We start from the raw sequence: 22837 nt of genomic DNA on the forward strand, positions 1-22837 counted from the left end.
GGACACCACCGCACTAGCAAGGTCAAGCCCACGGCATCGCTTTTTTCTGCCACCCCGCCATTGCACCGCGTGCGCCTTCCCGCCAACGTTCGGACAGGAAAAACATCGCCTGGCAACCCCGCCAGGCATCGTCCACGTTGTCAGGCGCACTTTACAGTGAAAGGCCGCCAGTTCACGCAGTTATGGCGACACGCTCATTGCGCCGGATCCAGCGCAATGACCACGTTCTTGGAGCGCTGATAATTCAAATACGCCTGGATACCCTTTTCCTTTCCAATTCCGCTCTCTTTATAGCCACCAAGCGGGTTCTCGACACCGCCGGCAAAGTAGTCATTGACAAAAATCTGACCTGCTTCAATTCGCGATACGAGTTGATGGATGCTGCTTATGTCGCGTCCCCATACGCCTGCAGCCAACCCGAAGTTTGTATTATTAGCCAACGCGATACACTCCTGGAGCGATTCGAACTTACGCAAAACAGCAACCGAGCCGAAGATTTCATTGCTGCTGATACAGTTGTCTTCATCCGTTACCGCAAAGACCACGCGCGGCACAAACCAGCCCTGCTGCGGCACCAGGGACGCATCGCTGCGATAAACCAGCGGCAGATTTTCCTTTTCGCCAGCCGCAATGAAATTGAGCACTTTTTGATATTGCTGCCTGGTGATAATCGGCGCCCAACTCTCGCGGCTTTGATCCAGACGAGACAATGCCTCCGTCAATTTCTCCTGAAATGCATCGTAGATACTCGTATGCACGAAAATCCGGCTGCCGGCAATGCATACCTGACCGGCATTCGATACAAAGCCCTTGATGCATCCCTGCACCGCGCGATCCAGATCGGCATCGGCCAGCACAATATTGGGAGACTTTCCGCCCAACTCCAGGGTAACCGGCTTGACTGAACCGGCGCACAGCGCCCCGACCGATTTTCCGGTCTGGACCGAGCCGGTGAAAGAAACCTTGGCAACGTCCGGATGCCCCACCAACGCTGAACCGGTCTTGCCGTCTCCGGTCACTACGTTGATGACGCCAGGCGCGACGATATCAGCCTGAAAAATCAATGTGACCAGTTCTACCGTCGAAGCCGACGTATGCTCCGAAGGTTTAACAACGACGGTATTTCCTGCGGCCAGCGCCGCCGCAGCCGAACGCGCAAACTGATTCAGCGGCAGATTCCATGGCGTAATGATACCCACTACCCCATACGGTTCGTGCTGATTAAAGCAGTGATATCCGTCGCCAATGTCGATCAGCTCGCCGCCGCGCTGTGATGTCAGATTGCCAAAAAACTCAAAATACTCTGCAGCAATATCCATCTCTCTGTCTGCTGCGCCCTTGGTCTTGCCGGTATTGAGTGATTCGATGCTGGACAAGTGCGCTTTATTGGTTCGGATCAGTTGCGCAATCGCGTGCATGGCGCGCCCCCGAAAGAGCGGGCGCAGCTGCCCCCACGCCGCCGCCGCGCGCTTTGCAGCCGCCACGGCATTATTGACGTCGTCGGGAGTCGATTGGGTAATCAGGTGAACCTGCTCGCCTTTGGTCGGATCAAAAGCCGGAAAAAAGGACTCGCCGGCGGACCGCTTTTGCTGACCGTTAATAAGTAAATGATACTTTTGCATGTCAGATGCCCCCTTGATTAATGTTTTTGGCCAGCGCCAGCGCCCGTTCCAGCTTTAATGTCGCTTCAATTTCAGAACGGAAGGTCTCGCTATTGAGACTCGGGTTGATGATGACGCCATAATCGGCGCAGAACTTCTGGTACCGTGCGGATTGGACGGCATACATTGCCGCCTCGAAGATCTGTTTGGAAACCTCCGGCGGCGTTCCTCTGGGTGCGCACAGTCCATTCCAGTTCATGTAGGAGAATTTTTTTCCAATGCTTTCCGAAATCGTAGGCAACTGCGGCACCAGCGGGTTGCGCTCTTTTGACGAGATAGCCAGCACCTTAATCGCACCGGGCTTCTGAATATACGGCACAACGCCGGTCAAAAAGCTCACACCGGTATCGATGTACCCGCCCAACATCGCCTGCGTTGACTCTGTCGCGGATTTGTACGGGATAAGGTTGACTTCCAGATTGGGGGTAAACTCTGTGGCCAGTAACTCCCACATAACGTGTGAAGGTGCACCCAGCCCGCCAACACCCAAAGACACTTTCTTTGGACTGCGTTTGATATCTTCGATCATATCCGATAGCGATTGGTAGCCTTTCGAGCTTCGCGCATATAAGGTTTGCGCTGAATCTGCAAGTCGGGCTATCGGGTCGACAAGATCAAGCAAGTCATACCGCTGGAAGATGGCGTCAAGAGAAACATTGCCATTGGAAATGTAGCCGATCGTATGACCATCAGGCTTGCTGCTGCCCAATTCACGCAAAGCGGATACACCGCCTGCGCCAGGCTTGTTCTGCACCACGATAGAGACGCCCAGACGCTCTGACATTGCCGCAGCGATGATCCGCGTACTCACATCGGTCTGGTCTCCTGCCGTAAACGGATGGATTAGTCGGATTTCACGCCTTGGCCAACTACCGGGCTTTGCCATTACGATCGGGGATACGATCAGTGCAGACGATGCTGCCAGAAAACTTCTTCTTTTCATGTCTCCTCCTTATTTGTCATTCAATATGAGTTGTGCCGCCCGTTCTGCCAGGGCGATCGTGGGGATATTGGTATTCGATGAGGGAATGCTGGGCATGACCGACGCATCGACCACACGCAGGTTACGCAGGCCCCTTACCCGCAATTGGCTGTCGACGACCGCCAACTCGTCATTACCCATCCGGCACGTGCCTACCGGATGCCAGGATGTCTGCCCACTGCGACGAATATAATCAAGAAGATCGCCATCGCTTTGCACACTTGAGGAGGGCCTGGTTTCTTCGACGATAATGTCCTTGAATATGCCGGTAGCCGACAGCGCGCGCGCCTTGCGTAGCGCACTCACCATGATTTTCTGGTCAGTCTCCTGCTTCAGGTAATTGGGATTGATTCGCGACATGTGCGCCGCATCATTCGACACAATATGAGAACTGCCGCGCGACTCCGGACGCAACTGAAAGAACCCGATCGTAAAGCCCGGAAAAAGATCCAGGCCATAGCCATTGGATGTTGAATAACGATCCGCTGCGCTCAGATGGTGAATCTGCAACTTGATGGTGGGCTGCTCATGATCGCGTCCTTCATGGTGGATCAGGGCGTGCGAAGATGCCCCCGGCGTTGCCATCAGACCCTTTTTGGTAAACAGATAGCGGGCACCCATCAAATACGTGCGCAATTTACTGGCCACGATGCGATTGAGCCCCACCTGTTTATTGGCCTTGAAGGAAATCCTGGACTGCAGATGATCCGACAAATTCTCGCCAACGCCGGCCAGCGCATGCACCAGTTTTACACCGGCCTGGCTCAATACATCGGGATTGCCGATGCCGGAAAGCTCAAGGATTTTGGGTGAATTGACCGTACCGGCAGAAAGAATAATCTCTTTTGCTGCCTGTACAGTTTGTTGCGAGCCATTCTGGATAAAGCTGACCGATCTGGCGACGCCATCCTGGAGATGAATCTTCGTTACCATCGCATCGGTCATCACGGTCAGGTTTTTCCGACGCTTTGCCTCGGCGACATAGGTAGAAGCCGTACCACAACGTACGCCGTTGCGCGTTGAGAACTGCAAGAGCGAGACACCGTCGTAACGCTCGCCGTTATAGTCATCGTTATAGAGAACGCCAACATCGTTACATGATCTTATAAATGCCCGCGTCAACAGATCATCATCATTTACTTTGGTCGCAACAATTTTGCCATCACGTCCACGATACGTGTCGCTGCCAAAGGCGGCATTTTCAAGTTTCCTGAAAAACGGCAGCATATTCTCGTAAGACCAGCCCTGACATCCGGCTTTTTCCCAGTTGTCATACTCTCTCGGATCGCCACGGGAAAACAGCATCCCATTGACCGAGCTGGAGCCCCCGACCATTCTGCCGTGAGGAAACAGTACTTTTTGGCGATTCAGATATGCCTGTTCAACGGTTTCGTCCTTCCAGAAATATTTTTCGCGGTTCAGAATTTTGGCAAGGCCGATAGGCACTCTAATCCAAAAATCGTTATGATGTTCACCGCCAGCTTCGATCAAAAGCACGCTTAAATCATTGTTCTCACTCAGCCTGTTAGCGATAACAGAGCCGGCGGAACCCGCACCAATTACAATATAGTCATACATCTTCTGTCTTTCCTCAAAGCTGAATTTATAAAGTCTCGGACGATCTGTCTTGCGCTTCGGGCAATGGAAAATAACTCAGCAAGAATGCGCGGCTTGCACAATACCCGGCACACCAAGAGATGAAGCTAAAACATCATATGGTAAACATAGTTGGCCATATGAATAGACCAGGACAATCAGGAAACGATAGCGCTCGACTGCTTCAGGCCCCCTTTCTGCTCGAATGGTGCACGACGCCTGCAGTGATCAGTGCATCGATTTCATCGGGGCTCATAGCCAGCTCGGTGCCAAGCACATCGCGGGTATCCTCTCCCAGCGCCGGACCGGAGCATCGAATACGCCCCGGCGATTTACTCAGCTTGGGCGTCACGCCGATCTGACTGACACTGCCCAACTCAGGATGTGCGACCTGCGCAATCATGTCGCGCGCCCGATAATGCGGTTCTTCAAAAATATCCTCGATGGTCAATACACGAGAGACCGGCACGCCGGCATCCTGTAGGGACTTTTCAAGCACACGTCCGTCCTGCTGCCGTGTCCAGTCGGCTACCTCTGAGTCAATGTAGCGCATATTTTCCGCCTGTCCGCGCGCCCGGATCGTGCTATAGCGGGGATCAGTCAGAAAATCGGGCCGGTTCATTAATCTGGAAAGCCTGTCGAATGTCGCGTTGCTATTGGCCGCAATCAGTACAAAACCGCCGTCTGCCGTCGGGTACAAACTGTTGGGCGCCATGGAGGGAAGATTCGGCCCCTGACGCATGGGCACTTTGCCCAGCTTGTCGAATGCCGGCACCAGCGACTCCATTTGCGAAAAGGCCGATTCATAAAGCGCTGCGTCAATAACCTGTCCTTCTCCCGATGCATCGCGATGGCGAAGCGCTGCCAGAATACCGAATGCGGTGTACACAGAGGTCAGATAATCTGTGGTGGCCAGCGCGACCCGGGACGGCGGACGATCCGGATCTCCGGTCATGTGCCGCACGCCGCCGAATGCCTCGCAAATCGCACCGTAACCGGGCAAATGAGCACTTGGGCCGGTCTGCCCGTAGCCACTGATGCGTGCATAGATAATGGCTGGATTAAGGCGGGACATGGCCTCATAACCCAGCCCGAGTCGCTCCAAGACGCCGGGACGATTGTTTTCAAGCACCACATCGGCTTTGCCGATCAGGTCCTGGGCAAGCCTTTGGCCCTCTGCGGTCTTCAAGTCCATCGCGATGGATCTTTTGCCTCGAAGTATTGAGGCGCCATACAGCGACACCTCGCCAACATGGCTGCCCATCTGACGCACCGGGTCGCCGTCAGGCGGCTCAATTTTGATTACGTCTGCGCCAAAATCAGCCAGCAGCCGACCGCAGGCGGGGCCGGCGATAGTGGTGCAGATTTCAATGACACGGATGCCTGTCAGTGGCGCGGCCCCGGTCTGCGCACCCGCTGTTTCCTTTTTCATGTCAGCCGCTCCTTTTGCCGACCTGACCCACCACCTGGCCGTCTTCCACCGCATCCCCTTCCTTGACATCAAGCGCCAGCAGCACGCCCGCTTCTTCACTCATGACCGGAATTTCCATCTTCATGGATTCAACGATAAGGACAGGTTCATCGGGCGTTACCTCAGCCCCCACTTGAACGAGGATTTTCCACACGGTTCCTGTCACTTCCGAGATCAATTCGGTTGACATAGTCATTCTCCTGATAAATAAAATTAATTTGAAAGTATGTTTTGGGTCAGGCCGGTATCAACTTCACCGGTCTTAAACTGGGTGCTGCCGATCACCTTCTGTATGAAGGGGATGTTATGTTTGACGCCTTCGATCACCGTAGCTGCCAATGCGTCCTGCAGCTTGCTGATTGCCTTATCCCTGCTGTCGGCATGCACAATAAGTTTGGCGATCATCGGATCGTAGTATGGTGTGATGACATTGCCCGCAGCAAAGCCGGTTTCCACCCGGATGCCCTGGGCAGCGGGAAAAGACAATGCCTGCAGTGTGCCGGGCGAGGGGAAAAACCTGACCGGATCTTCAGCGTAGATGCGCGCCTCGATTGCATGGCCCCGCACCGTGACCGGTTCAGGTATGACCTCGGACAAACGCTCACCGGCGGCCAGTCGAATCTGCGCCTGAACCAGGTCAACTCCTGTAATTTCTTCGGTCACTGCATGTTCAACCTGGATTCTTGTATTGGTTTCCAGAAATTGAAAATTTTCCTGCTGATCCAATAAGGTCTCAACGGTGCCAATCACGTCATACTTCATGTTCTGCAACACTTGTACAATCTCGCTGGCCTTGGCGTTTATCAGCGCTCTGGGTATTCGCGCTGCGGGCGACTCCTCAATCACTTTCTGATGGCGCCGCTGCACCGAGCAATCGCGCTCAAACAAATGGCAGGCATTGCCATAACGGTCCGCCAGAATCTGGAATTCAATGTGGCGCGGCCGTTCCATCATGCGCTCCAGGTACAGATCGCTACTGCCGAAACTGCGTAGCGCCATGGCTTTGGTTTGAACAACCGCCTTGAGCAATTGCGCATCATTGTGCACCGCCACCATGCCGATACCGCCGCCTCCGGCGGCTGCCTTTACCATGACCGGATAGCCGATCCTGGCAGCGGCTGCCCGTTGATCATTTTCATCATCGGTCAGCAAGCCGGAGCTGGCCGCCATCGCCAGGCCAAACTCATGCATCAGCGCACGCGCCCGAGTCTTGTGGCCCATCGCATCAATCCACTGTGGGCTGGGACCGATGAAGGTGACCCCGGCCTGCATGACTTTGCGGGCAAATGCTGCATTTTCTGAAAGAAAACCGTAGCCCGGATGAATGGCATCGGCCCCGCTTTGTTCCAGGACCTTGAGTATCGCGTCCTGATTCATATAACTGTGTGCCGGATCGGCCGGCCCGATGCAGTAGGTTTCGTCGGCCAGAGCCAGATACGGCAATGACGCATCGGCCTCTGAATAGATTGCCACTGACCGTATCCCCATCTTGCGCAATGTCCGTAAAACGCGCGCAGCTATCGCTGCCCTGTTTGAAACCAGGACCTTTTGAAACATTGTTGTGTACTCCAAATTCAATGATTAATAACGAACAGTCCGGTTGCTGCGGACAGTATCAGATATCGCAATAGGTCCACTGGTCAGTGACTCGTTGGCCAAGTGCGCATCAGATGTTCGCCTACACCACCGGTCAGGCGCATTCCATGTATTTCCAGACTGCGGATCAGATGCGCCCGGGTCTGCGCAGGATGGATGACCGACTGCGCGCCAAAGACTGCCGCCGCATCGTAGGCAGATGTCCCTTTTGTCATTTGCTCAAGCAGTTGTTGGTATTGCACGGGGTCATCAGCCTCGGTCACGCCATGCACAATCGAGACGGCCGAGCGCGGGTCCATAAAATTGACTTCTGCAGTGAACCAGTTGATCACCTCATCGGCGTTACCGCCGCCACCCATATTCAGTACAGCCTGCCCGTAGGTTTTGCGCATAACAACTGAAATCTTTGGCACAGTAACCAGAGAAATGGCGTTCATCCAATTCATCACATGCCCAATTGCGCCCTGGCGCTCGCCTTCGACTCCGATCAAAAAGCCGGGCTGATCCACCATAAACACCAGCGGAATATTGAACGAGTCGCACAGAATCATGAAGCTGACCGCCTTGCGGCACGCCTGCGGATCAATGGCTCCGCCTTTATGGATAGGGTTATTGGCCACAATACCGACAGAGCGGCCGCCCAGCCTGGCCAATGCGGTAACAATGGACTTTCCAAACCGAGGCTTGAGCTCGAAAATCGAATCCTTGTCATAAATAAGATTCAGGATTTTTCTGACGTCATATACCTGGGCACGGGCGCTGGGCAGAATATCCAGGATGCGCCCGATATCGTCCCCTGATCCTTCAGGAACCGGACACACGGGTGGCGGCTCGTTATGATGGCTGGGAAGATAAGACAAAAATCGTCCAATGGCGTCCAATGCTTGTTCGTCTGTGTCGACGGCCAGATCGACCATACCGGTGACCTCTGTATGCAACTTCCACCCCCCCAGGGTTTCGGGGTCAACCTCTTCATTAATGGCGCGGGCAGTCAGCTTAACGCTGGACACCGCAGTAATCGCCCCCTTGCGCATGACCACGAAATCACCCAACGCGGCATACCAGGATGAGGAACCGTAACAATGCCCAAGCACTGCAGACACCCATGGCGTTTCCCGCGTACGCAAATACTGGGTCGGCCGGTCTCCGCTGCCTACGCCCGACGCTCCCATGACATCGGGCATGCGGGCACCGGTAGACTCTCCGAGAAAAATCATGGGCATACCATGGCGAGTCGCAACACGCTTGACATAACCAACCTTCCTGGTATTGACTGAACTGCTGGATGCCCCCATAACGGTAAAGTCATTGGATACAACGGCGACCTCTCTGCCATTGATTTTCCCGTACCCCGTTACCTTGCCGTCGGCAGCAGAGCGCTCGCGCATTTCCGGCCGGATACTGGTCGCAAAAAGACCCATCTCGTGAAACGTGCCGGAATCCACCAGGCGGTCAATGCGTTCGCGCGCATTCATAACACCCTCTTGCGCCCGCTGCTGCAACTTGCGCTCTCCCCCCATGGAAAGCACCTTGCGGCGCAGCTCTTCGTGTTCCTGTATCAAATCGTCAAACATGTTCCGTTCCAAATAATTTCATTAAATTAACGCTGCTTCGTAGCTTGCCGTAACTGAGGAATCGATTCGGCAAGCTGGTTCCATTGTTGAGATTCCTGTTTCATTTGCTCCGTTAACTGGGCAGGAGAAGAGAATGCCGCCTGTGCGCCTATGTCTGCCAGCTTGTTGGAGAAGGTGTCATCCTGGACGACGCGGCGCGTCGCATCTCCCAGCACCTGTACGATATGAGCGGGCGTGTTGGCCGGCACCAGCAGGCCAAACCAGACGCTGAGGTCCAGATCGACTCCCAGCTCCTGAAGCGCCGGAACTGACGGCAAAGCCGGATTTCGTTCTTTTGATGTCACGGCCAGCGCGGTCAGGCGCTCCGACTGAAGATAGCCCAGAACGACGGGCACAAGGGAAAACACCGTGTCGATCTGTCCGCCGATTACATCGTTGGTCGCTTGCGCACCGCCTTTATATGGCACGTGCAGCAAAGGCGCCTGGGCGCGATGCTTCATTAACTCCACGTACAGGCTAAGCTGAGCGCTGGATATCGTATATTTGCCCGGCGTTGCGCGCGATTTGCTGATCATGTCCTGTACAGTCGCAAATGCGGAATCAGTGCGCGTCGCGATCACAAACGGCACCCTGGCAATCACGCTGACCGGCTGGAAATCGTCAATCGGGTCAAATGAAGGAGCCGGTCCGAAAACGGTATTCAGCGTCGGCGTGCCGCCGCCGAATAACACGGTATAACCATCGGGCTTCGCATTAGCCACGATATTGCTCCCGATATTGGTAGCAGCGCCCGGTTTATTGTCAACCACCACAGGCTGTCCTGTTACCTGGCTCAGCTTTGCCGCAAACAGCCGGGCAACCGTATCGGTACTGCCCCCGGCAGGATACGAAACAATCATTTGTATCGGCTTTGACGGGTAAGCCTTGTGCGTCGACGCACCCGCAGGCGCGATATTTACTGACACACAACAAACCAGGGTAGCCATCCAAATCAGCAATGCTTGCATTTTTATCTCCATGAATTATCTCGTTCAAGACGAAATTTTTTGTATAGTCATTGATACAATATGATCTACCTTTTCAAAATAAAAGTCAACATGGTTGACTAATTAAGAGTAACGGCACATTATGATTTCTGCACGAAAAATAGCTCAATTGCGCTCGGCCCGCTCCTTTGGCATAGGGCGTTTGTTTCTGTTGGCGCGCCGCGATTTCTCTCAACGCCTGTCAAAGAAAATGGTTGAAAAGACCGGAAATACCAATCCCATTGTGGGAGGCTCGATCCTGCCCTTTATCGATCTGGAAGGAACACGAAGCACAGAAGTTGCGCGACGCGCGGGCATTTCCAAACAGGCGGTCGGCAAACTGCTTAAGGATCTGGAGGACGCAAGTCTGGTCACGCGCTCACAGGACGAATCCGATGGCAGGGCACAGATTATTTTTTTTACGGATGCCGGTGTCGATTATTTGCAGCAAATCCATGCTTCCATCAAATCGATTGAGCAGGAATATGAAGCAATATTAGGGAAACAAGAGGTGGAAAATTTGCGTAGCAGCTTAAGCAAGCTGGCTTACGCTGAAAATACCCCACCCAAATAACGCATAAAAAACCGCGACGGCACGCTGCCGGCACGCCCGGCCTTGCCGTGGTGTAGCGCGTAGTAGTGGTGTTATTTGGACAAACTTAACGCTTTGTCAGCCAGATACGCAAGCCAAGTGCAATAAATGCCAGACCAACCACGCGATCGATCCAGACTTTGACGGTCTGATTCCGCGAGACCGCCCCGGCCGCACTTCCCGCCAGCCATGCAAACGTGGCGTCGCAAACAAAACCAATCACCGCATAGGCCAACCCCAACAACAGGAAGGAGACCACCTGGTTGTCTCCCCCCACGGTGACAAACTGCGGAAAGAATGCGATAAAGAATAACAGCACTTTAGGATTGGTAATAGTTGTCAGAAAGCCACGCAACAACAGCGAGTGCGTATTGGCTACCGGCAAGGCGACAGCAGCCTGCGATGCCTTGCTGCGCTGCAGACTGCCCAGGAACATTTTCAACCCGAGCCAGATCAGATAGGCGGCGCCCAGAAACTTGACGACGGTAAACAGCAACGGCGAGGCCGCCAGTAGCGCGGTCAGGCCCACGGCACTGGCAACAGTATGTGTGCAGCTGCCAATGGCAACCCCCGCAGCGGAAATTACCCCGGCACGCCGGCCGTTGCCAAGGCTTTGCCCGACCACGTACGCCAGATCCGGGCCTGGCGTAATCGATAGCGCAAATGCGGAAGCAGCAAAAAGCGGAAAGTGGACAATATCAAGCATGGGAATCGACCGTAAGAAGTGATTTGCAGGAAAAGGATTTTAAAGCATATCAGTTCATATGAAACAGCGCTATGCCATTGCCAGCCATCCGGCTGCAAAAACAGGTCTTGCGCCATGATGGCAACTGCAATCGCAACCGGGCACAGTAAACCTGGTGCCCAGCGGCTTTTGTGCAACTGCGCTGTTGAGCGTAGCGATCAGCGCGATTGCCTTGCCCTTAGTGGGCCTCTTCCCAGTTATTGCCGATCCCGGTTTCAGCCACGAGCGGTACGGCCAGCGTGGCCACATCGCACATCAGTCCCGGCAAAGCCTGACTGACCAGCGCCTGCTCGCTGCTGGGAACATCGAGCACCAGTTCATCATGTACCTGCATGACCAGACGCGAAACCAGTTTTTCCTTTTCAAGCCAGGCCTGTACCGCCACCATGGCCATTTTGATCAGATCGGCCGACGTGCCCTGCATGGGCGCATTAATGGCGGCCCGCTCTGCCCCGGCCCGACGCGGCCCCTTAGCATTAATCTCGGGCAGCCACAGACGACGACCAAAAACCGTTTCCACATAGCCCTTGGCAGAGGCTTCTTTCTTGATGCGCGACATGTAATCGGCCACACCAGGATAACGCGCAAAATAGCGATCAATATACGTTTGCGCTGCATCACGGGTGATACCCAGATTAGCCGCCAGTCCGAACGCACTCATGCCGTAGATCAGTCCGAAATTGATAGCCTTGGCTGCACGGCGCTGCTCGGTATTGACCGCTTCGGGCGCCACACCAAACACTTCACCGGCGGTGGCGCGGTGAATATCCTCGCCCTGCTGGAACGACTTCTGCAAATTGACATCACCTGACAAATGCGCCATCACCCGCAATTCGATCTGGGAATAATCAGCAGAAACAATTACCCCCCCATCTGAAGGGATAAACGCCATACGAATCCGGCGACCTTCTTCAGTTCGTACCGGAATATTCTGCAGATTGGGATCCGATGAGGCAAGCCTGCCGGTAATGACCGCCGCCTGTGCATAATCGGTATGCACCCGCCCGGTGGTCGCGTTAATCATTTGGGGCAGCTTGTCGGTATAGGTGGACTTGAGCTTGGCCAGTCCCCGATAGTCCAGCAACGCGCGCGGCAACGGGTAATCTGCGGCCAGTTTAGACAACACATCCTCATCAGTCGACGGCGCGCCCTTGGGCGTCTTGCGCAACACGGGCAGGTTCATTTTACCAAACAGTATTTCACCCAGCTGCTTGGGGGAATTCAGATTAAAGGGCTGTCCGGCCAGTTCATAGGCTTTGTTTTCGAGCTCGACCAGTTTGGCGCCGATCTGCGCACTCTGCAAGCGCAACATGGCCTCGTCGATGCGAACACCATTGCGTTCGATCAGCGTCAATACCCGGGATACCTGCACTTCCAGCTGATAAATACGCTGCAGCCCTTCCTGGTCCCGCAGCATGGGGCTTAGCGCATGAAACAGCTGCAATGTAAAGTCGGCATCCTCGGAAGCATAATGCGTTGCAGTGTCGATATCCACTTCGTCAAAACAGATTTGCCGGGCGCCTTTGCCGCAGATTTCTTCATAGGTGGTGCCGGTGCGTCCCAGATAACGCTGCGCCAGTTCCTGCATGCCTACGTTGCGATGCGACTCCAGCACATAGGCCATGAGCATGGTGTCGTGTTCGATACCCGCCAGCGTAATACCTTCATTCAGAAAAACATGACTATCGTATTTGGCGTTATGCAGGATCTTGGCCGCGCGCTCATCCTGCAGCCACTCGCGCAGCGCCGCAAGCGTCTGGGTCTTGTCCAGTTGCGTGCCGGCGCCGGTGCCGCGATGGCCCAATGGAATGTACCAGGCAGAACCGGGCTCAATAGCAAGTGAAATACCCACCAGACTGGCTCGCATCGGGTCCAGGGACGTTGTTTCGGTGTCGATGGCAACCCGTTCGGCCTGTTTGATTGCATTGAGACATGCATCGAATTTTTCAGCAGTGTCCACCGTCTGGTAATTGACCTGCGCCGGCGTATCGGGCAAATTCTGCGCTACCCGCGCATCCTGCTCGGGCACACGGTCAGCGTCGCCCGTCAGCTCGCGCAGCCAGGTGCGAAAGCCGTAGCGATCGTAAATGGCCGTCAGTGTCGGTACATCTGGCGGCTTGGGCAGCAGGTCCTGCACGCCCTGCATGAACTCGGTCAGCTCACAGTCGCGCCTGACGGTAATCAGGTTACGGGTCAGCTCAAACTGTGCAATTGCATCGCGCAGGTTCTGGCCCGCAACGCCCTTGATTTTGTCCGCATTGGCGGCTAGATTATCAATACTGTCATATTCATTGAGCCATTTGACCGCCGTCTTGGGGCCCACCTTGGCCACGCCGGGCACATTATCCACGTTATCGCCGATAAGCATCAGATAATCGACAATGCGTTCGGGCCTGACTCCGAACTTGGCCAGCACGCCCGCTTCATCCAGGTTTTCACCTGTCATGGTGTTTACCAGCGAAATATGGGAATTGACCAGTTGAGCCAAATCCTTGTCGCCAGTTGATATAATGGTGTGAATATCGGAGCGGGCACCCATATCGGCCAACGTCGCAATCACGTCATCCGCTTCCACGCCCGGCGCAGCAATAACGGGCCAGCCCATGGCGCGGATGGCCTCATGAATAGGACCGGTCTGCACAGCAAGGTCATCGGGCATGGGCGGTCTGTCCCCCTTGTATTCGGGATACAAATCATCCCTGAAGGTTTTCCCCTTGGCATCGAAAATACATGCGGCGTAATCCGCCTTATAATCATCAATGCATTTTCGCATCATGTTTATCACGCCATACAGGGCGCCTGTGGGCTCTCCACGCGCATTACGCAGATCGGGCATTGCATAGAAGGCGCGGTACAAATAGCTTGATCCGTCAACAAGTAACAAGGTTTTTTTCATGTCAGTAACAAAAGCAACAACGATTCAGGGTCAGATAAACGAGATAACCAGCGAGCTGCTTACAGCGGCCGATCATCTCAAGGATTTGACCGCAGCGGTGAGCATTTTTGGAAGTGCACGGATCCGGTCAGATTCGCCCTACTATACCAAAACGCAGGAGATTAGCGGCCGTCTTGCCAAGGCGGGCTTCAATGTTATTTCCGGCGGCGGTCCCGGCATCATGGAAGCAGCCAACAAAGGCTGCCATGAAGCAGGCGGGACCAGTATCGGCCTGAACATCGAATTGCCTCACGAACAGAAAGACAATCGCTACCAGACCGACAGCCTGTATTTCAAATATTTTGTATCGCGCAAAACCACCTTTTTCATGAACAGCGCCGGCTATATCATCATGCCAGGCGGGTTCGGCACACTGGACGAAATGTTCGAGGCCCTTACACTGATCCAGACCGGCAAGGCCAGCAAAGCACCGGTCGTCTTTGTCGGCACCGAATTCTGGCAAGGCTTGATGGACTGGATCCGCAACCAGCTGGTTGTCAACAAACTGATTTCGGAACATGATCTGGATCTGTTCATTGTCGAAGACGATCCGCAAAAAGTGGTGGAGCATATTCAGACTAAACACCAGCAGTACGTTCTGGATGCCAGCTGTGTCGGGCTGTGTTAAGCAGCTGTGCCACGTGTTGACATGCCGGCGGCAACCAGACGTCGCAGCTTATTCAGCCTGCGGTTTCTTTTTAGCCGGGGGTCGGCAAATGACCTGTACGACAGGCAGTTCTTCCTGAACGACATTGCGTGACATGACCTGTCCCTTGACCTGGGCGCAAGATTGCTCCATTTTTGTCATACATGCCGCGGTATCCGTTTTGCACGGCAGGATAAAGTGCAGATCATTCTGGTCATAAATCGCTGTTGATGCACAACCGGACAACACAATGGCAGCAACAACCGGTATCACGGAATGGCGAATCATTAACTCTCCTTGGTGTCATCCGGGTATTATATGCGCACTCCCGGGTCAAATGATGCGTGCTTGCCGCATCATAACCCGGTCTCCTCAGGCATGAACGGCTAATGCAAGCGCACTGCCTGCATTTATTACACTGTTTGCAAAAAATTGCACTTGTTTTAACAGCTATCGCAGCGTTGTGTGCTAGATTTTTATCTCTTTTTTCGTTTATTCATGCTCATACGGCATTACCGAAGGCGCTACATGTCAAACACGCTTAAAACCACCCTCATCATTGTTGGCGCCATGCTGCTGGGTGGCTGCTCCACCGGTTTCGGGGTCAGCGTACCGCTGGTCAGCGGATTGTCACTGGGTATCGGCAGCGGCGGCATCAGCCTTGGCACGGGCATCGGGCCTGTCGGCGCCGGCGTCGGCGTCGGTCACGGCGGACGGGTTTCAGCCGGCGCGGGTGTGGGCGTTGGCGTGGGCACCAGCATCGGCTCAGGTGCGAGTGCGGGCGTAGGCACCGGCATAAGCACCAGCACCGTGATCTATGATCCACAGGCGCCCGCCGAGGCTGCGCCTCGGGAAAAAGCCGATTTGTACGACGGAAACTAACCGCCGCTCTTTCCCGACCGGTAAGGGGCTGCCAGCGAACGCCTTCTGCGAGCCCCTTTCCGTGAGACCTGTCTGCAGCGTGCATGCGCAAGCCACGTCTGTCTGCAGACGCCTGGCCTGTTGCACCTGACGGCAATGAATACGTGCCTCTGAGCAGATAACTTTATCCCTTCTTGCACATATCGACCATTGAATTTTCGCCCTTTCCGATACGATCAGGACTCCGTATTTGAATAAAGGGGGTCGGCATGTCCGCCGTTGACAACACTACATTCATGCTCGCTCAGGACGAAGCCACACAGTTCGCACTTATCAATCGGGCACTTGCCATGCTGGACTTTGACTGCTTTGACTATATCCAGAGGCATCCCACGCCCTTTACCACGCCCCGCTATTACCATCTTGGCACCATCCCCGACGCGCTGATCCGGCTGGACGATCGGCATCTGATTCATGACACCATCATTCCCGCCGTCATGCAACGGCAAGCCGGCCTGATCTGGGAATTGAAAGATTTTTACACCATCCATCCCGAGCTGGCCGCCAGAGAACACCGGAATTTCTACGGCCTGTTCGCCCCGGGCACCAATCTGCTGGGCAACACCGGCGCCGTGCTGACACTGATCCGGCTGAGCCGTCCGATCACGCAGCAGGAGCTGACCGATGAGCTTGCCCGATACCAGGTGGTGATTTATGCTTTGCAGCACTTGTGCCAGTTGATCCTGGCCAGACGCCATCGCCAGCAACTGGGCATCAACCTGACGCCACGGCAAACCGACATTCTCAAATGGATCGCCGACGGCAAGAGCAATGACGATATTGCCCATATTCTGGGTATCTCCTCCCATACCGTCAATTACCACACGAAACAGATCCTGGATAAAACCCATACACAAAACCGGCATAGCGCAGCAATGAGCGCATTTATCGCCGGTATGATCCCCTCATAGAATTTCATATTCAGCGTTCATTGCCCACGGTTCGGCCGGCTAACATCTATAATAGCGGGTTAACCCCATTGTTTCCGGACGCCGGACCGTGCCGCCTCTTCCGTTTGCCGGCCCGCAACAGATTGCGTCCCCTTATTGTGCGAACTTATGATGCAGGATCACTACCACCCTACCGACCTTGAACACTCCGCCCAGCAAAACTGGCAAGAGCGTGACGCCTATCTTGTGACAGAACACGCCAAAGATGCAAATGGCAACGAGAAGCCCAAATTCTATGCCTGCTCCATGCTGCCCTACCCTAGCGGAAAACTGCATATGGGTCATGTCCGGAACTACACGATCAACGACATGATGACTCGCCAGTTGCGCATGCGCGGTTTCAACGTGCTCATGCCCATGGGTTGGGACGCCTTCGGTATGCCTGCAGAAAATGCCGCCATCAAATCAAAGGTGCCGCCTGCCAAATGGACCTATGACAACATCGCCTACATGAAAAAACAGATGAAGGCGATGGGGCTGGCCATCGACTGGTCTCGGGAAATGTGTGCCTGCGACCCACAGTATTACAAATGGAATCAGTGGCTTTTTCTCAAAATGCTGGAAAAAGGCATTGCCTACCGCAAAACACAGGTGGTGAACTGGGATCCGGTGGATCAGACCGTGCTGGCCAATGAACAGGTTATCGACGGTCGCGGCTGGCGCTCAGGCGCACTGGTCGAAAAGCGCGAAATCCCGGGCTACTATTTGCGTATCACAGACTACACAGAAGAGCTGCTGGACCAGGTAACGCACAATCTGCCAGGCTGGCCCGAGCGGGTGCGCCTCATGCAGGAAAACTGGCTGGGGAAAAGCGAAGGCGTACGCTTTGCGTTTACGCATGGCATCCACGACGACCAAAACCAACTGATCCAGAACGGTCGCATGTTTGTATTTACGACCCGGCCGGACACCATCATGGGCGTCACGTTCTGCGCAATCGCGCCCGAACACCCGCTGGCAACCCATGCCGCCGTCGGTAATCCGGAACTGGCCGCGTTCATTGAAAAATGCAAGCTTGGCGGCACAACCGAAGCGGAAATGGCTACCCGTGAAAAAGAAGGCATGCCAACCGGCCTGACCGTTATCCACCCCCTGACCGGCGATGCCATTGAAGTCTGGGTGGGCAACTATGTACTCATGAGCTACGGCGATGGTGCAGTCATGGGCGTGCCGGCCCATGACGAACGTGATTTTGCCTTTGCGCTCAAATATGACCTGCCGATCAGACAGGTTGTGCAGGTCGCCGACAAACCGTTTGACAATACCCAATGGCAGGACTGGTACGCAGACAAGCAGCAGGGTCGCGTGGTCAATTCCGGCCAGTTTGATGGCCTGGATTATCGCCAGGCGGTCGACGCCGTGGCCGCTGCCCTGGCCGAAAAAGACCTGGGTGAAAAACAGACTACATGGCGGTTGCGCGACTGGGGCATTTCCCGCCAGCGCTATTGGGGCACCCCCATTCCAATCATCCACTGCGAAAGCTGCGGACCGGTCCCGGTGCCCGAAGCCGATCTGCCCGTGCGCCTGCCTGAGCATCTGATCCCTGATGGCAGCGGCAATCCGCTGGCGAAAGACGAAAGTTTCCTGTCATGCTCCTGCCCCTCTTGCGGCAAACCGGCAAGGCGTGAAACCGACACCATGGACACCTTCGTCGATTCCTCCTGGTATTTCATGCGCTATACCTCTGCCGGCAACGACAGTGCAATGGTAGACCAGCGCAATGATTATTGGATGCCCATGGATCAGTACATTGGCGGCATTGAACACGCAGTATTGCATCTGTTATATGCGCGGTTCTGGACCAAGGTTATGCGCGACCTGGGATTGCTCAAGTTCGATGAGCCGTTCACCAAACTGCTCTGCCAGGGCATGGTACTGAACCATATCTATTCGCGACGCACGCCGCAGGGCGCGGTCGAATACTTCTGGCCTGAAGAGGTTACCAATACCTACGACGATAAAGGCGCCATTACGGGCGCCACCCTCAACCGCGACGGTTCGGCCATCCAATACGGCGGCGTGGGCACCATGTCCAAATCCAAGAACAACGGCGTAGACCCGCAAGCGCTGATCGATACGATGGGCGCCGACACGGCTCGGCTGTTTGTCATGTTTGCCAGCCCACCGGAACAGACACTGGAATGGTCCGATTCAGGCGTGGACGGCTCGCATCGCTTCCTGCGACGCGTGTGGTCTATTGCAAACGGCCTCAAAGCGCGCATTCTGGCAGCACCGGCCCAGGCGAGCGATTTCTCCCAGGCCAGCAAGGCCGTCAAGCATCTTCGTCTGCAGGCTTATTCGCTGCTGCGCCAGGCCAACTATGACTACGAACGTATTCAGTACAATACGGTAGTATCGGCCAACATGAAATTGCTCAACGCCATTGACGATGCAGCACTGCCCGAGGGCGGGCTCGAAAATGCCGCCCTGCGCGAAGTGACCGGGATCCTCATTCGCATGCTGTATCCGATTGTGCCGCATATCACCTGGCACTTGTGGAACGAGCTGGGTTACGTGCAGCAGTACGGAGATCTTCTTGACGCGCCCTGGCCCAGCGTGGACGAAGCCGCGCTGATTGCCGATGAAATTGAACTCATGCTGCAAATCAATGGCAAATTGCGCGGCTCTATCCAGATACCGAATGGCGCAGATCGCGAACATATCGAAGCGGTCGCCAGAAGCCATCCATCGCTGGAAAAATTCCTGGAAGGACGCCCGCCGAAACGTGTTATTGTGGTTCCCGGAAAACTTGTCAATATTGTTGGTTAATTTCAGCAGGTGAAAACCATGGTGTACTCTTTCTCTTTCTTGCGCTGGCATCAGGCCCTGCTGGCAGCCCTCTTGCTCAGCCTGGTGCTGGCCGGTTGCGGCTTCAAGTTGCGTGGTGAAAAGCCGTTGCCGTTTACCACGATATACACCAATATTGAAAGCAACTCGCGCTTTGGTTCCTATTTGCGTCGGTCCCTGAAGGCCAGTTCACCATCGCTGCAATTTGTCGACAATGCGTCGGCTGCACAGGTGGTGCTCTCGCAACTGGAGCGCGTCCAGTCACAGCGTGAAGTATCGCTCAACTCCCAGGGACAGGTCGAAGAGTACGAACTGACGCTGCGCCTGACCTTTCAACTGGTTTCCAATAGCGGTCAATTGCTGATTCCGCCGTCCACCCTCACCTCGACACGCACGCTGCCCTATGACGAAGCCAATTCCCAGGCCAAGGCCCAGGAAATGGTCACACTCTACCAGGACATGGAAGCGCAAATGGTGGGGCAACTGGTACGACGCATCAGCTCTGATGACGTGATCCAGGGCTATCAGCAGGGTGCGGGCACGCCAGGTGATGCGCAGTTCGCCCGGTAAGCGCGATGGCAGGACAAACCCCCAACTACGAACGCTTCATTGCCGATCTGGGTAAGCCGGATGCGCAGTTGCACCCGCTTTATGTGATCAGCGGTGACGAATTGCTGTTGCGCAACGAAGCCCTGGACGCCTTGCGTGCAGCCTGCCGGCTTCAGGGCTACACCGAAAGGGTCACGCTCAGTCTGACGGCGACCGGCCCCTGGAATGCCATAGAAGAAAACACCCAGTCCATTTCCCTGTTCGGCGATCGCAAACTGATGGAAATTGAAGTGCCCACCGGCAAGCCCGGCAAAACCGGCGGCGACGCGCTGGTCTCGCTGGCAAACCGCGCGGCGCGGCAGGAACTGACCGATATTTCCGTTGCCCTGATTCTACCCCGTGCAGACAGGACCATATCCTCGGCAAAATGGTATACCGCCGTGACGCAGCAGGCCGTGCTGATCAATACGCCGGTCATTAGCCGCGAACAGTTGCCCGCCTGGGTACAGAGCAGGCTCAAACGCCAGAAACAGCACGCCGATGCGGCAACCCTGGCCTGGATTACCGATAAGGTCGAAGGTAACCTGCTGGCAGCGCATCAGGAAATCCTCAAGCTCGGCTTGCAATATCCCGAAGGCGAATTGACGCTGGAAGAAGTGGAAAATGCCGTTCTGGATGTGAGCCGCTATAATGTCTTTGACATGAGTCATGCCATTTTGCGCGGCGACGGTCAGCGCGCCCTTAAGGTGCTGCATGGGTTGCAGGCCGAAGGCGAGGCGTTGCCGATGGTGCTGGGCCTGCTCACTTATGACATTCGTAATCTTTACACACTTGCCCAGGCAAGGCAGAACGGACACAATCCCAGGAATCTGACCCGCAAGCTCGGTCTGTTTCCGCCCAAGGATCAGTTGATCCTCAATACGCTGGACCGGCTGCCCTTTTCCCAGATCATGGGGCTGATCCAGCACGCCCACGACATTGATCGTCTGTTCAAGGGCTTTCCTGCAGACGGAAGACTGACCGACGCCTGGCAGGAAATGGCCCGACTCGTTCTGCGTATGGCAGATGTGACCGCATCCTCTCACTGATTCAATCATGACAACCGAAACCAGTAAAAACCTCGATATTGATACGCAAATGCTGGCCTATGGACAGCAGGCCAAAGCCGCCGCCCGCCTGCTGATGCGCGCCGACGATAAACAAAAGTCGGCAGCCTTGCTGCATATTGCCCATACGCTGGAAACCCAGGCAGCGCAGTTGCAGGCCGAAAACGCGCTGGATCTGCAAAAGGCCCGCGACAACGGCCTGGAGGCGGCCATGCTCGATCGCCTGACGCTGTCGGATAAAGCGCTGGGCCTGATGGCAACCGGCCTGCGCCAGATCGCAGCGCTGGAAGACCCGGTAGGCAGCCGCAGTGAAACCCGAATTCGGCCAAACGGCATGCGAGTCTCGAAAATGCGCATACCGCTGGGGGTCATCGGCATCATTTATGAATCCCGACCCAATGTCACGATCGATGCAGCCGCGCTGTGTCTGAAATCGGGCAATGCCGCTATTTTGCGCGGCGGCAGCGAAGCCTTTCGCTCCAATCAGGCTTTGGGAAAAATCATCCAGGAAGGGTTGGCTTATGCTGGCTTGCCTGCGCACGCGGTGCAGACCATCAACACCACAGATCGCGCCGCTGTCGGCCAGCTCATTACCCTGACCGATTACGTTGATGTGATTATTCCCCGGGGTGGCAAAGGCCTGATCCGGCGCCTGCAAGCAGAGGCCACAGTGCCCATGATCCGCCATCTTGACGGCAACTGCCATGTCTATATAGACCGCGCTGCCGACCTTGACATGGCCCACGACATTGCCTTTCAGGCCAAAACCTATCGCTACGGCGTGTGCGGCTCAATGGAAACGCTGCTGGTGCATCAGGACATTGCAGAACGGGTTCTGCCACGGCTTGCCGCCGCCTATGTAGAAAAAGGCGTCGCGCTTCGCGGCTGTCCCCGTACACGGCAACTGGTACCGCAGGCCACTGCCGCCACAGATGAAGAATGGGCAACGGAATACCTGGCGCCCATTCTGGCCATTCGCATTGTCGACTCCATCGATGAGGCCATGACGCATATTGCCACATGGAGTTCGGGCCATACGGAAGCGATTGTCACAGACAGCGTGTCCGCCGCCAACCGGTTCCAGCGGGAAGTGGACTCCAGTTCCGTTTACGTGAACCTGCCCACCGTCTTTGCCGACGGCTTCGAGTACGGGCTGGGTGCAGAGATCGGGATTTCGACCAATCGTCTGCACGCGCGCGGCCCTGTCGGCCTGGAAGGCCTGACAACCTATAAATGGGTGCTCGAAGGCAACGGCCAATTGCGCGGGTAAAATAAAATGCTTTGGATCAAATCACTTCATATCGTATTTGTCACCGCCTGGTTCGCCGGGCTGTTCTATCTGCCACGCATTTTTGTGAACCTGGCCCAACAGCCCCAGGATGGCCCGGTCTATCCGGTCCTGCTGGGCATGGCCCGACGGCTGCTGCGCTTTACCACGATGCTGGCCGTGCCGGCCGTCGCTTTCGGCCTGGTACTCATGCTGTATTACCGAATCGGCCTTGCCAATGGCTGGCTGCACGCGAAATTGCTTTTTGTACTGCTGATTATCGGCTACCATCACGCCTGTTTTCGCATCTACAGAAAATTTGTACAGGGCCGCAACCAGCGCGACCATGTCTTTTATCGCTGGTTCAATGAAATACCGGTATTGCTACTGCTGGCGGTGGTCATTCTTGTGGTCACCAAACCTTTCTGACAGGC

20 protein-coding genes are annotated in these 22837 nt (G+C 55.2%); 9 read left to right on the forward strand and 11 right to left on the reverse strand.

Features of this window, described 5'->3' with window-relative positions; translation table 11 throughout:
• Positions 1 to 194 precede the first annotated feature (194 nt).
• From INT32_RS09710 to INT32_RS09745, 8 genes are all read right to left on the reverse strand, one after another.
• Positions 195 to 1622: an aldehyde dehydrogenase gene (locus INT32_RS09710; RefSeq protein ID WP_193088540.1), complete on the reverse strand. Its 1428-nt coding sequence runs from the start codon at positions 1620 to 1622 to the stop codon at positions 195 to 197.
• A gap of 1 nt (position 1623) precedes the next feature.
• Positions 1624 to 2604 (reverse strand): tripartite tricarboxylate transporter substrate binding protein, encoded by a 981-nt coding sequence (locus INT32_RS09715; protein ID WP_193088541.1) that lies wholly within the window; start codon positions 2602 to 2604, stop codon positions 1624 to 1626.
• Between the two features lie 9 nt (positions 2605 to 2613).
• A complete protein-coding gene (locus INT32_RS09720; RefSeq protein ID WP_193088542.1) occupies positions 2614 to 4221 on the reverse strand; it encodes a GMC family oxidoreductase in 1608 nt (535 codons plus the stop codon).
• A 202-nt stretch (positions 4222 to 4423) separates the two neighbouring features.
• On the reverse strand, positions 4424 to 5671 hold the full coding sequence (locus INT32_RS09725) for a CaiB/BaiF CoA-transferase family protein (protein WP_193088543.1): 1248 nt from the start codon (positions 5669 to 5671) through the stop codon (positions 4424 to 4426).
• Between the two features lies 1 nt (position 5672).
• A complete protein-coding gene (locus tag INT32_RS09730) occupies positions 5673 to 5900 on the reverse strand; it encodes an acetyl-CoA carboxylase biotin carboxyl carrier protein subunit (RefSeq protein ID WP_193088544.1) in 228 nt (75 codons plus the stop codon).
• Between the two features lie 23 nt (positions 5901 to 5923).
• Complete coding sequence (locus tag INT32_RS09735) at positions 5924 to 7267, reverse strand: acetyl/propionyl/methylcrotonyl-CoA carboxylase subunit alpha (protein ID WP_193088545.1); 1344 nt, start codon at positions 7265 to 7267, stop codon at positions 5924 to 5926.
• Positions 7268 to 7350: 83 nt separating this feature from the next.
• Positions 7351 to 8880 carry an acyl-CoA carboxylase subunit beta gene (locus tag INT32_RS09740; protein WP_193088546.1) on the reverse strand — a complete coding sequence of 510 codons (1530 nt, stop codon included), beginning with the start codon at positions 8878 to 8880 and terminating at the stop codon, positions 7351 to 7353.
• A 26-nt stretch (positions 8881 to 8906) separates the two neighbouring features.
• Positions 8907 to 9887, reverse strand: a complete 981-nt coding sequence (locus INT32_RS09745) for a tripartite tricarboxylate transporter substrate binding protein (protein WP_193088547.1) — start codon at positions 9885 to 9887, stop codon at positions 8907 to 8909.
• Between the two features lie 121 nt (positions 9888 to 10008).
• On the opposite strand from INT32_RS09745, the gene INT32_RS09750 reads away from it, so the two are divergent.
• Positions 10009 to 10479, forward strand: coding sequence for a MarR family winged helix-turn-helix transcriptional regulator (locus tag INT32_RS09750; protein WP_193088548.1), 471 nt, complete (start codon positions 10009 to 10011; stop codon positions 10477 to 10479).
• Positions 10480 to 10564: 85 nt separating this feature from the next.
• Here the strand turns inward: INT32_RS09750 and INT32_RS09755 are convergent, their stop codons facing one another.
• Together INT32_RS09755 and polA are read right to left on the reverse strand one after the other, a co-directional pair.
• Positions 10565 to 11203, reverse strand: a complete 639-nt coding sequence (locus tag INT32_RS09755; protein WP_193088549.1) for a LysE family translocator — start codon at positions 11201 to 11203, stop codon at positions 10565 to 10567.
• Between the two features lie 217 nt (positions 11204 to 11420).
• Positions 11421 to 14138 (reverse strand): DNA polymerase I, encoded by a 2718-nt coding sequence (gene polA, locus INT32_RS09760; RefSeq protein ID WP_193088550.1) that lies wholly within the window; start codon positions 14136 to 14138, stop codon positions 11421 to 11423.
• Here polA and INT32_RS09765 point away from each other — a divergent pair.
• Positions 14137 to 14805 (forward strand): TIGR00730 family Rossman fold protein, encoded by a 669-nt coding sequence (locus INT32_RS09765; RefSeq protein ID WP_193088551.1) that lies wholly within the window; start codon positions 14137 to 14139, stop codon positions 14803 to 14805. The genes polA and INT32_RS09765 overlap by 2 nt on opposite strands.
• A gap of 48 nt (positions 14806 to 14853) precedes the next feature.
• Here the strand turns inward: INT32_RS09765 and INT32_RS09770 are convergent, their stop codons facing one another.
• Positions 14854 to 15111, reverse strand: a complete 258-nt coding sequence (locus INT32_RS09770) for a hypothetical protein (protein ID WP_193088552.1) — start codon at positions 15109 to 15111, stop codon at positions 14854 to 14856.
• 240 nt (positions 15112 to 15351) lie between these two features.
• Here INT32_RS09770 and INT32_RS09775 point away from each other — a divergent pair, with 240 nt between their 5' ends.
• The 7 genes from INT32_RS09775 to INT32_RS09805 all read left to right on the forward strand — a co-directional run bounded on the left by INT32_RS09775 (position 15352) and on the right by INT32_RS09805 (position 22832).
• Positions 15352 to 15705 (forward strand): hypothetical protein, encoded by a 354-nt coding sequence (locus INT32_RS09775; RefSeq protein WP_193088553.1) that lies wholly within the window; start codon positions 15352 to 15354, stop codon positions 15703 to 15705.
• A gap of 248 nt (positions 15706 to 15953) precedes the next feature.
• Positions 15954 to 16655 carry a LuxR C-terminal-related transcriptional regulator gene (locus INT32_RS09780; RefSeq protein ID WP_193088554.1) on the forward strand — a complete coding sequence of 234 codons (702 nt, stop codon included), beginning with the start codon at positions 15954 to 15956 and terminating at the stop codon, positions 16653 to 16655.
• A 150-nt stretch (positions 16656 to 16805) separates the two neighbouring features.
• Positions 16806 to 19463: a leucine--tRNA ligase gene (leuS, locus tag INT32_RS09785; RefSeq protein ID WP_193088692.1), complete on the forward strand. Its 2658-nt coding sequence runs from the start codon at positions 16806 to 16808 to the stop codon at positions 19461 to 19463.
• Between the two features lie 18 nt (positions 19464 to 19481).
• Positions 19482 to 20051 carry an LPS assembly lipoprotein LptE gene (gene lptE / locus INT32_RS09790; RefSeq protein ID WP_193088555.1) on the forward strand — a complete coding sequence of 190 codons (570 nt, stop codon included), beginning with the start codon at positions 19482 to 19484 and terminating at the stop codon, positions 20049 to 20051.
• A gap of 5 nt (positions 20052 to 20056) precedes the next feature.
• Entirely contained in the window at positions 20057 to 21118 is a 1062-nt protein-coding gene (gene holA / locus INT32_RS09795; protein ID WP_193088556.1) for a DNA polymerase III subunit delta, read from the forward strand.
• Between the two features lie 7 nt (positions 21119 to 21125).
• Entirely contained in the window at positions 21126 to 22406 is a 1281-nt protein-coding gene (locus INT32_RS09800; protein WP_193088557.1) for a glutamate-5-semialdehyde dehydrogenase, read from the forward strand.
• Between the two features lie 6 nt (positions 22407 to 22412).
• Entirely contained in the window at positions 22413 to 22832 is a 420-nt protein-coding gene (locus INT32_RS09805; protein ID WP_193088558.1) for a CopD family protein, read from the forward strand.
• Positions 22833 to 22837 lie beyond the last annotated feature (5 nt).

The sequence above is a fragment of the Advenella sp. FME57 genome, assembly GCF_014897675.1.
Lineage (GTDB): Bacteria > Pseudomonadota > Gammaproteobacteria > Burkholderiales > Burkholderiaceae_B > Advenella.